The sequence below is a fragment of the Streptomyces sp. WZ.A104 genome, assembly GCF_002382885.1.
Taxonomy (GTDB): Bacteria; Actinomycetota; Actinomycetes; order Streptomycetales; family Streptomycetaceae; genus Streptomyces.
On sequence record NZ_NWVL01000068.1, the window covers coordinates 1 to 15,814 of the forward strand.

At 72.2% G+C, this 15,814-nt stretch carries 12 protein-coding genes and 1 pseudogene; 10 read left to right on the top strand and 3 right to left on the bottom strand.

The genetic code is table 11. The features are described from left to right. A pseudogene (locus tag CIB93_RS28880) lies at window positions 1-389 on the bottom strand (4-alpha-glucanotransferase); the annotation flags it as partial. Further along, window positions 390-701, bottom strand: coding sequence for a hypothetical protein (locus tag CIB93_RS28885; protein WP_096631124.1), 312 nt, complete (start codon window positions 699-701; stop codon window positions 390-392). 308 nt (window positions 702-1,009) lie between these two features. On the opposite strand from CIB93_RS28885, the gene CIB93_RS28890 reads away from it, so the two are divergent. Then, window positions 1,010-4,003: a beta-N-acetylglucosaminidase domain-containing protein gene (locus CIB93_RS28890; RefSeq protein WP_096631126.1), complete on the top strand. Its 2,994-nt coding sequence runs from the start codon at window positions 1,010-1,012 to the stop codon at window positions 4,001-4,003. A 67-nt stretch (window positions 4,004-4,070) separates the two neighbouring features. Here the strand turns inward: CIB93_RS28890 and CIB93_RS28895 are convergent, their stop codons facing one another. After that, window positions 4,071-4,607 (bottom strand): HNH endonuclease, encoded by a 537-nt coding sequence (locus CIB93_RS28895; RefSeq protein WP_006124472.1) that lies wholly within the window; start codon window positions 4,605-4,607, stop codon window positions 4,071-4,073. Window positions 4,608-4,944: 337 nt separating this feature from the next. Between CIB93_RS28895 and CIB93_RS28900 the strand changes: the two genes are divergently transcribed. The 9 genes from CIB93_RS28900 to CIB93_RS28940 all read left to right on the top strand — a co-directional run bounded on the left by CIB93_RS28900 (window position 4,945) and on the right by CIB93_RS28940 (window position 15,796). Then, window positions 4,945-6,009 carry a mechanosensitive ion channel family protein gene (locus CIB93_RS28900; protein ID WP_096631172.1) on the top strand — a complete coding sequence of 355 codons (1,065 nt, stop codon included), beginning with the start codon at window positions 4,945-4,947 and terminating at the stop codon, window positions 6,007-6,009. Between the two features lie 330 nt (window positions 6,010-6,339). Beyond that, on the top strand, window positions 6,340-7,503 hold the full coding sequence (locus CIB93_RS28905) for an ROK family transcriptional regulator (protein ID WP_096631127.1): 1,164 nt from the start codon (window positions 6,340-6,342) through the stop codon (window positions 7,501-7,503). A gap of 67 nt (window positions 7,504-7,570) precedes the next feature. Further along, on the top strand, window positions 7,571-8,902 hold the full coding sequence (locus tag CIB93_RS28910) for an ABC transporter substrate-binding protein (RefSeq protein ID WP_096631129.1): 1,332 nt from the start codon (window positions 7,571-7,573) through the stop codon (window positions 8,900-8,902). A 6-nt stretch (window positions 8,903-8,908) separates the two neighbouring features. Further along, window positions 8,909-9,850: a carbohydrate ABC transporter permease gene (locus tag CIB93_RS28915; RefSeq protein ID WP_096631131.1), complete on the top strand. Its 942-nt coding sequence runs from the start codon at window positions 8,909-8,911 to the stop codon at window positions 9,848-9,850. Between the two features lie 3 nt (window positions 9,851-9,853). Continuing rightward, complete coding sequence (locus CIB93_RS28920) at window positions 9,854-10,759, top strand: carbohydrate ABC transporter permease (RefSeq protein WP_096631133.1); 906 nt, start codon at window positions 9,854-9,856, stop codon at window positions 10,757-10,759. 2 nt (window positions 10,760-10,761) lie between these two features. Further along, window positions 10,762-12,027 carry a 6-phospho-beta-glucosidase gene (locus CIB93_RS28925; protein ID WP_096631134.1) on the top strand — a complete coding sequence of 422 codons (1,266 nt, stop codon included), beginning with the start codon at window positions 10,762-10,764 and terminating at the stop codon, window positions 12,025-12,027. Beyond that, window positions 12,018-12,992, top strand: coding sequence for an N-acetylglucosamine kinase (locus CIB93_RS28930; protein WP_096631136.1), 975 nt, complete (start codon window positions 12,018-12,020; stop codon window positions 12,990-12,992). The genes CIB93_RS28925 and CIB93_RS28930 overlap by 10 nt, the downstream gene beginning before the upstream one ends. Before the next feature lie 351 nt (window positions 12,993-13,343). Next, complete coding sequence (locus CIB93_RS28935; protein ID WP_096631138.1) at window positions 13,344-14,732, top strand: hypothetical protein; 1,389 nt, start codon at window positions 13,344-13,346, stop codon at window positions 14,730-14,732. A gap of 11 nt (window positions 14,733-14,743) precedes the next feature. Next, window positions 14,744-15,796, top strand: coding sequence for a glutamate ABC transporter substrate-binding protein (locus CIB93_RS28940; protein ID WP_096631139.1), 1,053 nt, complete (start codon window positions 14,744-14,746; stop codon window positions 15,794-15,796). The last annotated feature ends 18 nt before the right edge of the window (window positions 15,797-15,814 follow it).

The following is a 15,814-nucleotide window of genomic DNA, read 5'->3' on the forward strand; positions in this document are numbered from 1 at the left end:
TCGGCGGGCGCGGGCCCGGCGGAGGGCGCGGGCGAACCCGGCCCCGCCCCCCGCACCCGCATGCTCAGCGGGGCCGGAGCGCGGCCCGGGCGCCGCCCCGGGGGCGTCGACGACTCCGGCTCGACCGTGACGGTCGAGCCGGAGGGAAGACGGGTCAGGGCGGGCGGCAGGGGCTCGCCGGACCAGACCACCACCGTCGGCGGCAGCAGGTGCGAGCGGGACTCCGCGGCGACGAGGCACTTCCGTACGTCCGCCGGGGTGCCGGCGTCCACGCCCAGCGCGGCGAGCACGGCGATGACCGTGTCGTCGGGGACGGACACCGTGACATCCGGCGACGGGGAGTAGGAGGTGGCGACACCGTGCAGTGCGGCGAGCCGGGACAAGCCCATTCAGACTCCTGGGAACTCCAAGCCCCCTGCGGTGCCGGGTGCGGTCGGCTCGCTGGTCAGAGGGGCGACGGCGGCGAGCGGCGGCTCGCTCGTGAGCGGGGTGGCGTCGGCGAGCGGCGGCTCGCTGGTCAGGGGTGCGGCGTCGGCGAACGTGGACCCGCCGAGCAGCAGGGAGACATCGGCGAGCGGGGGCCCGCTGATCAGGTGGGCGACATCGGTGAGCGGAGGTTCACTGGTCAGCGGCGCGGAAACGGCCTGGGCGGGTACCTGTTTAGAGAGGGCGGAGAGCAGGAGCTGCGCGGAAGCGGGCATGGTGGCCTCCTGGCCATGGAGAACAGGACACATCAGACCTACCCAGGCCTCGCGACCGCAGACGTGGACGTGATGCAGGCGTTATGACAACGAGCCCAACGTGCTCTGAGTCACATCCGGTTCCCCCGTCCGGCAGGTATGGGCCGATTTCGGCCACTCCCGGCAGCCACACCAGCCCCATCCTGCCCGAAGGTGTCATGATTCCCGGCAAATGCGACAGAGCGGCCGTGCGCATTGACACTCCCGCGCCCGGGTGGTGGGCTCGGACCCCGCTACGAGCAGTCGGTACGGACGAAGGAGAGCGCAGCGTGCGGATCGGGCGCAGAAGGCAGGCGACGGCCGTGGCCGCCGCCGTGATCGGCGGACTCCTCGGCTCCGTCTCCGTGGCACCGGCCGCGACGGCCGCCCCCGTCGACCCCGCCATCCCCGTCACCGGGTCGGCCGAACGCTCCGACAGCGCGCAGCCGCCCTCGGTGTGGCCCCGGCCGCAGAGCATCAGGAGCACCGGACCCGCCGTGCCGCTGGGCGCCGAGGCCACCCTCGTCGCCGCACCGGACGCCGATCCGTACGCCGTGGAGCAGACGCGCTCGCTGCTGCGCGGGGCGGGCGTCCGGACCCTGCACGAAAGTCTGCCGGGCAGCGGGCCCGTGGTCCGGCTCGGCGGCACCGGCGCGGGCGAGGCGCTGCGGGCCCTGCGCGCGCCCGACCGGGCCGACCTTCCCTCGGGCGGCTACCGGATCGCCGTCGGCCGGGTGGCCGGGCGCGGCACGGTCGCGCTGGACGGGCTGGGCGAGGACGGCCTGTTCCACGCCGTCCAGACGCTGCGTCAGCTGGTCTCCGGCGGTTCGGTGGCGGGCGTCACCGTGCGGGACTGGCCGGGAACCGCCGTACGCGGGCTGTCGGAGGGGTTCTACGGGCAGCCGTGGACCCGCGAGGAGCGGCTCGCCCAGATCTCCTTCATGGGCCGCACCAAGCAGAACAGGTACCTCTACGCGGCGGGCGACGACCCGTACCGGCTGGCGCGCTGGCGCGAGCCGTATCCGGCCGACCAGCGCGCCGGCTTCCGGGCGCTGGCGGAGCAGGCGCGCGCCGAGCACGTCACGCTCGGCTGGGCGCTCTCCCCCGGCCAGGCGATGTGCATGGCGTCCGACCAGGACGTCCGGGCGCTGACGAAGAAGATCGACGCCATGTGGGCGCTGGGCTTCCGGGTCTTCCAGCTCCAGTTCCAGGACGTCAGCTACAGCGAGTGGCACTGCGATCTGGACGCGGAGACCTTCGGCAGCGGTCCGAAGGCGGCGGCCCGTGCACAGGCCCGGGTGGCGGGCGCGGTCGCCCGGCATCTGGCGGAACAGCACCCGGACGCGGCCCCGCTGTCCGTGCTGCCGACGGAGTTCTACCAGGACGGGGCCACCGACTACCGCACCGCGCTCGCCGCCGAACTGGACGACCGGGTGCAGGTGGCCTGGACCGGGGTCGGGGTGGTGCCGAAGACCATCACCGGGGGCGAACTGGCCGGGGCCCGCGCCGCGTTCCGCCATCCGCTGGTGACGATGGACAACTACCCCGTCAACGACTACGCCCAGGACCGCATCTTCCTCGGCCCGTACACCGGCCGGGACCCGGCGGTGGCGAGCGGTTCGGCGGCGCTGCTGGCCAATGCGATGGAGCAGCCGTCCGCATCCCGCATCCCGCTGTTCACGGCCGCCGACTTCGCCTGGAACCCGAAGGGATACCGCCCGGAGGAGTCCTGGCGGGCGGCGATCGACGATCTGGCGGGCGGAGACGCGGGGGCCCGGGACGCGCTGCGGGCGCTCGCGGGGAACAGCGCGGCCTCGGTGCTCGGAGCGCAGGAGTCCGCCTACCTCCAGCCCTTGCTCGACGGCTTCTGGAAGACCCGCGCGGCCGAGGCCCCCGCCCGCGGCCGGGCGGCCCGCGACCTGCGGGCGGCCTTCTCCGTGATGCGGCAGGCCCCCGAGCGGCTGAAGACCCCCGCCGATGGCCGGCTGACCGACGAGGTGCGCCCGTGGACCGAGCAGCTGGCCCGCTACGGCCGGGCCGGTGAGCTGGCCGTGGACCTGCTCCAGGCCCAGGCGGCCGGGGACGGTGCGGCGGCCTGGCGGGCCCAGCTGGCCCTGGAGCCGCTGCGCGAGGAGATCACGGCGAGCGGGGCGAGCGTCGGCAAGGGCGTCCTGGACCCGTTCCTGGACAAGGTGGCGAAGGCGTCCGCCGGGTGGAACGGCACCGACCGCGCACCGGGCCGGGTCTCGAAGGACGCGCACAGCTATACGGTCCGGCTGAACGGGGTCCGCCCGGTGGATGCCGTCACGGCGCTGGCCGAGCCCGGGTCCACCGGCACCGGCGCGGTCGTCGAGGCCCATGTGCCCGGTGAGGGCTGGCGGGCGCTGGGGCAGCTCTCCCCGAGTGGCTGGACCCAGACCGCGGCGAAGGGGCTGCGCGCCGACGCCGTACGGGTGACCGTGCCGGAGGCCGCCCGCAATGCCCCGCCCTCGTATCTGAACCCGCCCCTGCCTCCCTCTCCCGCGGTCGTGGCGGGGGCCCCGCAGGTGCGCGCCCTGGTGCCGTGGTTCGGGGACGAGCCCGCCGCCACGCTCGACCTGGCGCGCCGCGAGACGGACGCCGAGATCGGCGGCGAACCCCAGCGGGTCGCGGCGCGGCTGGCCGGGCAGCGACCGGCCGAGGTGAAGGGCAGGCTCACCGCGAAGGCCCCCGAGGGCATCAAGGTGCGGGTCCCGAAGGAGACGACCGTGCCGCGCGGGTCACGTACGGAGGTGCCCGTGGACATCACCGTCCCGGCGGACACCCCGGCGGGCGAGTACGAGGTGCCGCTGGCCTTCGGCGGCCAGGAGTCCACGCTGACCGTGCGGGCCTTCCCCCGTACCGGCGGCCCGGATCTGGCACGTACGGCGAAGGCGTCCTCGTCGGGCGACGAGACCCCGGACTTCCCGGCGTCGGCGGCCTCCGACGGCGATCCGGAGACCCGGTGGTCCTCACCGGTGGAGGACGGGGCCTGGTGGCAGGCGGAGCTGGAGCGGCCGGTACGCCTGGGTCAGGTCGTGCTGAACTGGCAGGACGCGTACGCCTCCCGCTACCGCATACAGGTCTCCGCCGACGGCCGCACCTGGCGCAGCGCTGCGACCGTCCGGGAGGGCCGGGGCGGGCGCGAGTCGGTGCGGATGGACGCGAAGGACACCCGGTTCGTCCGGGTGCAGGGCGAGGGCCGGGCGACCCAGTACGGCTACTCGCTCTGGTCGGTCGAGGCGTACGCGGTGGCGGACGACTGATACGTACGGCGGGCCGGGGGGCGGCCGCCCCGCGCAGGCGGGCCCGGGGGCGGCGAAGGCCCGGGTCTCAGGCGGAGACGCCGTCGATCCGGGCCATCACGTCGTCCGCGCCGAAGGGTTGCAGATACGGCAGCCAGCGCGGGTCTCGGTGTCCCGTCCCGATGATCCGCCAGGCCAGGCCGGTCGGCGGCGCGGGCTGATGGCGCAGCCGCCAGCCCAGCTCGGGCAGATGGCGGTCGGCCTTGACGTGGTTGCAGCGGCGGCAGGCCGCCACCACGTTGTCCCAGGCGTGCTGTCCACCGCGGCTGCGCGGGATGACGTGGTCGACGCTGGTCGCGGCGGCCCCGCAGTACATGCAGCGGCCCCCGTCCCGGGCGAACAGGGCCCGGCGCGTCAGGGGGACGGGCCCCCGGTAGGGGACCCGGACGAAGCGCTTGAGCCGGACCACGCTGGGCGCGGGCACGGCACGGGTGGCACTGTGCAGGAAGGCGCCGGACTCCTCCAGGCAGATGGCCTTGTTTTCGAGGACGAGGACGAGCGCGCGGCGGAGCGGTACGACGCCGAGCGGCTCGTACGACGCGTTGAGAACCAGGACGTGCGGCACGGTGGATGCCTCCTTGTACGCCGGCGGCGCGTGGCTCGCGCCGGGACGATCCGATCTCAGTCTCTCCTCATGCCTGGTCAAAGCGCCACCACGTACGGGTAACGGGCCGGGAGGATTTTCCTCACCCCGGGCGCCGCGTGCCGTTTCCGGGCACCGAGCGGGTGTCTTACCAGGGCGGCCGTCCGCGCTGTGCGATCGGCCACAGCCCAGGTATCCCCAATGAGACCTGTCTCTCCTCCCGCGACTGCAACGATCCACTCCCCCGGCTTCGTTAGTGTTATTGGTCAACCATCGTCAGCTCTGCCGGTCCGTCTTCGTCCTCCTGGAGGTCCCTGCCGTGTTCCTGTCCGCCCTCCTGGCCGCAGCCCCGTCGCCCGGGCCGGCCGACTCGCTGGGTGAAGCCGCCGAGCAGGCCGGGAACGCCGCGGGCTGGGTCGAGGAGAACTGGTCCACCTGGCTGAGCACCGGACTGCGGATCCTGCTGATCGTGGCTGTCGCGATCACGCTGCGCTATCTGATCCGACGTGCCCTGACCAACCTCATCGACCGGATGAACCGCAGCGCCCAGACGGTGCAGGGAACGGCGCTGGGCGGGCTGCTGGTGAACGCGGAGCGCAGACGCCAGCGCTCGGAGGCGATCGGCTCGGTGCTGCGCTCGGTGGCCTCGTTCCTGATCATGGGCACGGCCGCCCTGATGGTCCTGGGCGCCTTCAAGATCAACCTGGCACCGCTCCTGGCCTCGGCCGGCGTCGCCGGTGTGGCGCTCGGTTTCGGCGCCCGCAACCTGGTCACCGACTTCCTCTCGGGCGTCTTCATGATCCTGGAGGACCAGTACGGGGTCGGGGACTCCATCGACGCGGGGGTGGCCTCCGGCGAGGTCATCGAGGTGGGCCTGAGGGTCACCAAGCTGCGCGGCGAGAACGGCGCGATCTGGTACGTCCGCAATGGCGAGGTGAAGCGGATCGGCAACCTCAGTCAGGGCTGGTCCACTGCCGGGGTCGATGTCACCGTGCGCCCGACGGAGAACCTGGAGCGCGTGCGCGAGGCGATCACCGCCGCCGCGGACTCCCTGGCGAAGGAAGAGCCCTGGTCGGAGCAGCTGTGGGGCCCGGTGGAGGTGCTGGGCCTGGACGAGGTCCTGCTGGACTCCATGACGGTCCGGGTCTCCGCGAAGACGATGCCGGGCAAGTCCACGGGCGTGGAGCGCGAGCTGCGCTGGCGAATCAAGCGGGCGCTGGACGACGCGGGAATCTCGATGGTCGGCACGGTCCCGGCCCAGGCGGACGGCGGGAGCTCTCCTGACCCGACCGCCGGGATGGCCGCCCCCTCGGCTTACGCGTCCGCCACCTCCCCGCAGTCCCTGGCGGCCACACCGATACCGCCGGCCACGCTGACCAAGTAGGCCGTTCGCCCGACGCCCCCGGCCGACGCCCTGGACCCCAGGGCGTCGGCCGGGGGCGTTCGCGTGCGAGGCAACACTTTCGCAGCCGGACGGGCGGTCCCCATTGACGCCCAGGCGGCCTGCGCCCTACGGTCCTCTCAACCGAATAGGAAACTTTCCTAACAGAGTCACGGACGCGAGTTCCTGACAGAGGGCGGTGCATCCACGATGGCGGGAACCACTCCGGGCCCACCCGGCTCCCCGGGCACTCCGGGCCCACCCGGCTCCCCGGGCACTCCGGGCCCACCCGGCTCCCCGGGCACTCCGGGCACCCCCCGGGTGCTGCGGGCCATGAACGACCGGGCCGCCCTCGATCTGCTGCTGGAGCACGGGCCGCTCTCGCGGACCCGGATCGGGAAGCTCACCGGACTCTCCAAGCCGACCGCCTCCCAGCTGCTCGCCCGGCTGGAGGCGGCCGGTCTGGTCGTCGCCACCGGGACCAGCGAGGGGCGGCCCGGGCCCAGCGCGCAGCTCTACACGGTGAACGCGCGGGCCGCCCATGTGGCAGGGCTCGACGTGAACGCGCGGCGCATCGTCGCCGCCGTCGCGGACGTGACCGGTCGGACCGTCGGACAGTTCGAGCTGGCCACCCCGGGGCGGCGCGCCGACAGCGTGGTGCGGCAGGTCGCCGACGCGCTGGACGGGGCGGCGAAGGACGCCGGGCTGACGCGGGCCGATGTCCACCGGGTCGTCATCGGCACCCCGGGCGCCTTCGACCCGGGCACCGGGCGGCTGCGGTACGCCTCGCACCTGCCCGGCTGGCACTCCCCCACCCTGCTGGACGAGCTGGCCGCGTTCCTGCCGATGCCGGTGGAGTACGAGAACGACGTCAACCTGGTCGCCGTCGCCGAGCAGCGCCTCGGCGCGGCCCGGGGCCACGAGGACTTCGTCCTGCTGTGGAACGAGGAAGGGCTCGGCGCCGCCCTCGTCATCAACGGGCGCCTGCACCGGGGCTTCACCGGCGGCGCGGGCGAGGTCGGCTTCCTGCCGGTGCCGGGCACCCCCCTCGTACGCCAGGTCGTCAAGGCCAACAGCGGAGGCTTCCAGGAGCTGGCGGGCGCCCAGGCCGTGCCCCGGCTCGCGAAGTCCCTGGGCATCGACACCCCGCAGCAGCCGTACGCCGGGGTCGCCGCCTCGCTGCTGGCGCGGGCGGCCGAGGCGTACGGGCAGGACGAGGCGCTGACCGAGCTGCTGCGGCAGTACGCCCAGCGGCTGGCCACCGGGCTCGCCTCCGTCACCGCCGTCCTCGACCCCGGGCTGATCGTGCTGTCCGGCGGGGCGGTCGCGGCGGGCGGCGAGGTCCTGCGCTCCCTGATCCAGTCCGAGCTGGCCGAGCTCGCCGCCTCCCGGCCCCGGCTGGTGCTCGGCGAGATCGACCGCACCCCCGTCCTGCGCGGCGCCCTGGAACGGGCGCTCGCCGACACCCGCGACGAAGTGTTCGACACCTCGCGCTGAACCACCGCTCTCCCCCTTGCCCTCTCCCCCTGCCGTCTGTCACTTCCCCGTCCCTGGGAGTCTCGTCATGCGCACAAGCCGTCTCACCACCACCGCTGTCGCCGTCGCCGCGATATCGGTGCTCGCCACCGCGTGTACCGGCCAGTCCGGAACCGGGGCCACCGACGACCCAGAGGCGAACGCCACGATCAACTTCTGGCACGGCTGGAGCTCGCCCGCCGAAGTGAAGGCCGTCCAGGACAGCATCGACCGGTTCGAGAAGGCCCACCCGAACATCAAGGTCAAGGTCTCCGGCAACATCAACGACGACAAACTCAACCAGGCACTTCGGGCCGGCGGTTCGAACGGGCCCGACGTGGTCTCCTCGTTCACCACCGCCAACGTCGGCAAGTTCTGCTCGTCGGGCGCGTTCGCCGATCTGAAGCCGTTCATCGACAAGTCGAAGCTCGACCTGGAGAAGACCTTCCCGAAGGTCCTCCTCGACTACACCCAGTTCGAGGGCAAGCGCTGCGCCCTGCCGCTGCTCACGGACGCCTACGGCCTCTACTACAACAAGGACGCGTTCAGGAAGGCCGGGATCACCGCTCCGCCGAAGACGATGTCCGAACTGGCGAGCGTGGCGAGGAAACTGACGGTCGAGAAGGGCGACAGCTACTCGCAGCTCGGGTTCATGCCGAACTTCCACGGCTACGAGACCGTCGCCAGCCACTACCTGTCCTCGTGGGACCACACGTACTTCGACGAGAACGGCAAGTCCAACATCGCCAAGGACCCGGCGTTCGCGGAGATGTTCACGTATCAGAAGCAACTGGTGGACGATCTCGGCGGCTACGCCAAGCTGGAGAAGTACCGGGGCACCTTCGGTGACGAGTGGGGCGCCAAGCACCCCTTCCACACCGGCCAGGTGGCCATGCAGCTGGACGGCGAGTGGCGGCTCGGGATGGCCGAGGACGCCGGGGCCGACTTCGAGATCGGGGTCGCCCCGATGCCCGTCGCCGACGACGAGGCGGACAGCTACGGCAAGGGCTTCCTCTCCGGCACGGTCGTGGGCATCGCCCCCGCCAGCAAGAAGCAGAACGCCGCGTGGGAGCTGGTGAAGTACATGACCAGCGACACCGAGGCGGTCGTCGACTTCGCCAACGGCATCCGTAATGTTCCCTCCACCCTGGAGGCACTGAAGTCGCCCGACCTGAAGTTCGACCCGCGCTTCCGGACCTTCCTGGACATCGCCCAGCACCCGAAGTCCAGCACCCCCGACGGGGCCGTCAACGGATCGACATACCAGCTGACCCTTCAGGACTTCGGCTACCAGTACGAGAAGGGCGCGGTGAAGGACCTCCAGGCCGGCCTGGAGAAGACCGCCCGGCAGATCGACACCGACATCGCCAAGGCCAAGTAGCCCCCGATGACGACGCACACACTCCGCTCCAAGCGCCGCAGATCGGCGCTTCGGAACGCGGCCTTCATGTCGCCGTGGCTGATCGGGTTCTCGGTCTTCTTCGCCTACCCGATGGTCTCTACGGTCTACTTCTCGTTCACGGACTACGACGGGTTCGGGGCGCCGGTCTTCAACGGGCTGACGAACTGGACGTACGTCTTCCAGGACTATCCGATGTTCTGGCCGTCGCTGTGGAACACGCTCTGGCTGGTGGTCGTCGTGGTCACCTGCCGGGTCGTCTTCGGGCTCGGCATCGGCCTGCTGATCACCAGGATCAAGACGGGGACGGGCGTCTTCCGGACGCTGTTCTACCTGCCCTACCTGGCCCCGCCGGTCGCCGCGACGCTCGCCTTCGTCTTTCTGCTCAACCCCGGCACCGGGCCGGTCAACGCGATCCTCGGGGACCTGGGGCTGCCGACGCCCGGCTGGTTCAACGACGCCACCTGGTCCAAGCCCGCGCTCACCATGCTCGCGGTCTGGGGCATCGGGGACCTGATGGTCATCTTCATGGCCTCGCTGCTGGACGTACCGACCGAGCAGTACGAGGCGGCCGAGCTGGACGGCGCGTCCGCCTGGCAGAAGTTCCGCTTCGTGACCCTGCCGAACATCTCGCCGATCGTGCTGTTCGCCGTGGTGACGGGCGTCATCCAGGCCATGCAGTACTACACGCAGCCGCTGGTGGCGGGGAAGGTCGCCTCCGGGGTGATCGGCGGCTCAGGGCAGTCCTTCGAGCCCGGCTATCCCGACAAGTCGACACTCACGCTTCCCCAGCTCGTCTACAACCTCGGCTTCCAGCGGTTCGACTACGGCGCCGCCTGTGTCGTCGCCCTCATCCTGTTCGCCCTGGCCATGGCCTTCACCGCGCTGCTCATGCGGGGCCGCAACAACCTCATCCAGGCCGGTGACTGAGCCATGACCCAACTCCTCGACAAGCCCGCGGCCGGCACCGCCCCGGCGACCGGCCCGCGGACGCCCGCCGAGCGCACCGCCCGCCGCAGGGCGCTGCTGCACTGGATCGCCGTGCACTCCCTCGGGATCGCCGCCGCGCTCTTCTTCGTGCTGCCGTTCGTCTTCGTGGTGCTCACCTCGCTGATGAACGACCAGCAGGCGCTGACCCGTGACCTCACCCCGGACACCTGGGAGTGGGGCAACTACGAGCGGGTCTTCAACACCCCGGGCTTCCTCACCTGGTGGCGCAACACCCTGCTGTACGCGGGGCTCGGCACCGTCCTCACCCTCGTCTCGTCCATCCCGGTGGCGTACGCCCTGGCGAAGTTCCGCTTCCGGGGCCGCAAGCTGTCGCTGATGCTCGTCATCTCGATGATGATGCTGCCGCCGCAGGTCGTGATCATCCCGATGTACCTGTTCTGGGCGAAGCAGATGGACCTGTCCGGCACGCTGTGGCCGCTGATCATCCCGATGGCCTTCGGTGACGCGTTCTCCATCTTCCTGCTGCGGCAGTTCCTGCTGACCATTCCGAACGAGTACCTGGACGCGGCGAAGGTCGACGGCTGCGGCGAGTTCCGCACGCTGATCAAGGTCGTCCTGCCGATGGCCAGACCCGGCATCGCGGCCGTCGCCCTCTTCCAGTTCTTCGCCGCCTGGAACGACTACTTCGGACCACAGATCTACGCCTCCGAGAACCCGGCCGCCTGGACGCTCAGTTACGGCCTGGAGTCCTTCAAGGGCGCGCACCACACCGACTGGAACCTGACCATGGCCGCGACCGTTCTGGTCATGGCCCCCGTGATCGCCGTCTTCTTCTTTGCCCAGAAGGCATTCGTCGAGGGCGTCACACTGACCGGAGTAAAGGGCTGACAATGAAGCTCGCAGTAGTGGGTGGCGGGTCCACCTACACCCCTGAACTGATCGACGGATTCGCCCGGTTGCGGGACACGCTCCCGGTCGAGGAGCTGGTCCTCGTCGACCCCGCTGCCGACCGGCTGGAGCTGGTCGGCGGCCTCGCGCGGCGGATCTTCGCCAAGCAGGACCACGCCGGGAAGATCACCACGACCACCGACCTGGACGCGGGCGTCGCCGACGCCGACGCGGTCCTCCTCCAGCTGCGCGTCGGCGGACAGGCCGCGCGCGACCGGGACGAGACCTGGCCGCTGGAGTGCGGCTGCGTCGGCCAGGAGACCACCGGCGCGGGCGGTCTCGCCAAGGCTCTGCGGACCGTGCCGGTCGTCCTGGACATCGCCGAGCGGGTGCGCCGCACCAACCCGGACTCCTGGATCATCGACTTCACCAACCCGGTCGGCATCGTCACCCGCGCGCTGCTCCAGGCCGGGCACAAGGCGGTCGGCCTGTGCAACGTGGCGATCGGCTTCCAGCGCAAGTTCGCCCGCCTGCTGGAGGTGGAGCCGGGCGCGGTCCACCTCGACCACGTCGGGCTCAACCACCTCACCTGGGAGCTGGGCGTGCGTCTGGGCGGCCCGGACGGTGAGAACGTGCTGCCCAAGCTGCTGGCCGAGCACGGCGACGCCATCGCGGACGACCTCCGCATGGACCGGCGGATCGTGGACCGGCTCGGCGTCGTCCCCTCGTACTACCTGCGCTACTTCTACGCCCACGACGAGGTCGTCCGGGAGCTCGGCACCAAGCCGTCCCGGGCCGCCGAGGTCGCGGCGATGGAGAAGGAGCTGCTGGCGATGTACGGCGACCCGGCGCTGGACGAGAAGCCCGAGCTTCTCGCCAGGCGCGGCGGCGCGTTCTACTCGGAGGCGGCGGTCGACCTCGCGGCCTCCCTGCTGGGCGGCGGCGGTTCGCCGGTCCAGGTGGTGAACACGTACAACAACGGGACGCTGCCGTTCCTCCCGGACGACGCGGTCATCGAGGTGCAGGCCCGGGTCGGCCACGACGGTGCGGCCCCGCTGGCCGTGCCCGCGCTGGACCCGCTGTACGCCGGTCTCATCGCCAACGTGACGGCGTACGAGGACCTCGCCCTGGAAGCGGCGCTGCGCGGCGGCCGGGACCGGGTCTTCAAGGCGCTGCTCGCCCATCCGCTGATCGGCCAGTACGAGTACGCCGAGGGCCTCACCGACCGGCTGATCGCCCACAACCGGGAGCACCTCGCGTGGGCGTGAACGTGTCGGTCGTCGCCGTCGACGCGGGCAACAGCAAGACCGATGTGGCGCTGATCGGCGCGGACGGCACGGTGCTGGCCTCGGCCCGGGGCGGCGGTTTCCAGCCCCCGGTCGTGGGGGTGGCGGCGGCGGTCGACGGGCTGGCCTCCGTACTGGAGCGGGCGGTGGCGGACCTGCCGGGCCCGGTCGGCTCGCTCGGGCATGTCTCCGCGTGTCTGGCCAACGCCGATCTGCCGGTCGAGGAGGCCGAGTTGGCGGCCGCCCTGGAGGCGCGCGCCTGGGGCACGTCGGTGGAGGTCCGCAACGACACCTTCGCGATCCTGCGCGCAGGGGTGGACGAGCCCCGGGGCGTGGCGGTGGTGTGCGGGGCCGGGATCAACTGCGTGGGCATGACCCCGGACGGCCGGGCCGCCCGCTTCCCCGCGATCGGGCGGATGTCCGGTGACTGGGGCGGCGGTTCGGGTCTCGCGGAGGAGGCCCTGTGGTTCGCCGCCCGCGCCGAGGACGGGCGCGGCGAGCCGACGGAGCTGGTCCGGGCGCTGCCGGGGCACTTCGGTCTCGGCTCGGTGTACGCGCTCATCGAGGCGCTGCACCGGGGCGCCGTGGAGCCGGGGCGGCGTCACGAGATGACGCCGGTACTGTTCGCCACGGCGGCCGCCGGGGACGCGGTGGCCGCCGCGCTGGTGGAGCGGCAGGCGGCGGAGGTGGTGGCGATGGCCTCGGTGGCGCTGGCCCGCCTGGAGCTGCTGGAGGAGGAGGTTCCGGTGCTGTTGGGCGGCAGTGTGCTGGCCGCACGGCATCCGCAGCTGAACGACCGGATCGCCGATCTGCTGGCCGCCCGTGCGCCGAAGGCCGACGTGCGTGTGGTGGCCGAGCCGCCGGTGCTGGGTGCGGCGCTGCTGGGCCTGGACCGTACGGGTGCGGCGCCGGATGTGCACCGCAGGCTGCGCGCGCAGTACGCCTGAGCCGGAGCACACGGAACGCCAGGGGGCGCCCCACCGGAGACCGCGCGGTGGGGCGCCCCCTTGTACGCGGGAGCCGCCCCTCGTACGGGGGACAGGAGGGGGGCGAGGGAACCGATCGGCTTCGTGGAACGTGTACTTGATGGGGAGTCCGTTCGCTTATGGGGATGTTTCCGGGCACGTCGCACCGGTTGTCTTGATCGGCCGCGTCCGCACTGATCGAATGCGGGGGCCGATGGGGGATCTGGGCGTTCCTGGTGTGGATGCCCGTCCCCGCGGCCATACTTCTGGCCGGGCACGCGCCGTCCGGAAGGGGACGGGGGACCCGCCGTCCGTGACCGAGGGGGAGGTCGAGTGACACACCCGCCGAGCGGCGGCGCGCCGCCGCTGCACGCGCCGGACCCGGTGTCCGCGCCCGTCGGCGTGCCCGCACCGCGTGGCGGCGGCTTGGGCGCACAGGCGCGGCGGCTGCGTGCCGTGGCGACGACCGAGCCCGGCCGGCTCCAGATCATCGGGGCCGTCCTGGCCCTGCTCGTCGTGGCGTTCGGTGCGGTGACCACCCTGGAGATATCCCAGCGGGCCGCCGCCGCCGACGACGTGGTCGGGCGCAGCCAGCCGCTGAGCGCCGACGCGGCGGACATCTACCGCTTCCTCGCGGACGCGGACACCTCCGCGGCCAGTGGCTTCCTCGCGGGCGCGCAGGAGCCCGACGCCGTGCGCGAGCAGTACCGGAAGGACATCGAGGAAGCCGCGCGGCTGCTGGTGAAGGCCTCGGCCAACACGGACTCCGCCACCGCGTCCGGGCGGGAGATCACCACGCTCAACGAGCTTCTTCCGGTCTACACCGGCCTGATCGAGCGGGCCCGCGCCAACAACCGACAGGGCCTGCCGCTGGGCGGCGCCTATCTGCGGTACGCGAACCAGAAGATGACCGGCGAGATGCTGCCCGCCGCCGAACGGCTGTACGCGGCGGAGACCGGCCGGCTGGAGTCGGACTCCGCCGACGCCCGGCGGTGGCCGCTCCTGTCGCTCGGGACCGGGTTCCTGGCGCTGGGCGCGCTGGCGTGGATGCAGCGACGCACCTACCGCCGGACGAACCGGGTGCTGAACCACGGGCTGCTGGCGGCGACCGCGGCCGCGTCGGTGGTGGTGCTCTGGCTGGCCGCGGGGCATACCGTGGCCCGTACGGAGCTGCGGTCGGCGATGACGCACGGTCAGGCCTCGCTGGATGTGCTCAACGACGCCCGGATCAACTCCCTGAAGGCGCGCGCCAATGAGAATCTGACCCTGGTGGCGCGCGGTGCCGTGCTGACGGCCGACGGCTCCGCCGACCAGTACGAGACGGACTACACCACGGGTATGAAGGCGTTGAAGGACCGGCTGGAGAAGGCCGAGCGGCTCGCCGACGACAGGAGCGGGAGCGAGCCGGTGGCCAGGGCCGCCACCGCCGTGTCCGAGTGGCAGAGCCGCCACCGTGCGGCGCGTGCCACGGACGACCAGGGCGACTACGGCAGCGCGTTGCAGCAGATCATCGGGGCCGAGGGGTCCACCGGCGAGTCCTTCCAGCAGGTGGACGCCGCGCTGAGGAAGGCGCTCGCCCATGAGCAGGGCGAGTTCACCGCGGCGGCGGAGGACGGGCGCGGGGCGCTGCGGGGCCTGCCGACAGGGGCCGCGGCACTGGCGGTGCTGGGGGCGATCGCCGTGATCGTCGGGGTCAACCGCAGGCTCTCGGAGTACCGGTGAGAGGGGCAGCGATGACCAGGGCGAGGGGCCGGTCCGTGAAAGGCCGGTTCGCGGGCGGCCGGCTGCGTGGCTGGGGTGGCGTGACGGGGATGGCGGTGGCGTGCGCGGTGACCGCCGCGGTCACCCTGCTGCCGCTGTCCCACCACAGCGGCGGGCCGGCCGGTGCGGATGCGGCGGGCGGCGGGGCGGTCGCGGCCGTGCAGGCGCGCGCCGAGGCGTGCACGGAGCCGGAGGCGAGCCTGCCGCCGTCGGGGGCGGACGGGCCGAACATCGCGAAGATCAAGGCGCGCGGCAAGCTGATCGCGGGAGTCGACCAGAACAGCTTCCGCTGGGGCTACCGCAATCCGGCCAACGGTGAGCTGGAGGGGTTCGACATCGATCTGGTGCGGGCCGTCGCCGAGGACGTCCTGGGCGACCCGGACGCGGTGATCTTCCGTGCGATCCCCACCAACCAGCGCATCGCCGCCCTGGAGAGCGAGCGGGTCGACGTCGTCGTACGGACGATGACGATCAACTGCAAGCGGCTGGAGCAGGTCTCCTTCTCCACCGCCTACTTCCAGGCCGGACAGCAGGTCCTCGCCCCGAAGGAGTCCGCGATCACCGGCTACGACGCCTCGCTGAAGGGCAAGCGGGTCTGCTCGGCCGAGGGCTCCACCGCGTACGAGGCGCTGGAGAAGGAGTCCTTCGGGGCGGTCTACAAGGACGAGTTCGACGGCACCGAGCGCGACCGGGACCGGCTGACCGTGCCGAACCAGCTGGACTGCCTGGTGCGGCTCCAGCTCGGCGAGGTCGACGCGATCGTCACGGACAACGCCCTGGCGGCCGGTCAGGCGGCCCAGGACCCGGCGGTGGAGCTGAAGGGGAAGGCTCCGTTCACCACCGAGTATTACGGCGTCGCCACCAAGAAGGGCGCCGACGACCTGGTGGCCCGGGTCAACAAGGTCCTCGTCGACTACCGGGCGGGCGGCAGGAACAGCGCCTGGATGACGTCCTACGACAAGTGGCTGGCGACCGGCCTGCCCGGCATCACGGCACCGCCCGCACCCAAGTACCGCAACGACTGACCCCGTACCACCGGCAGG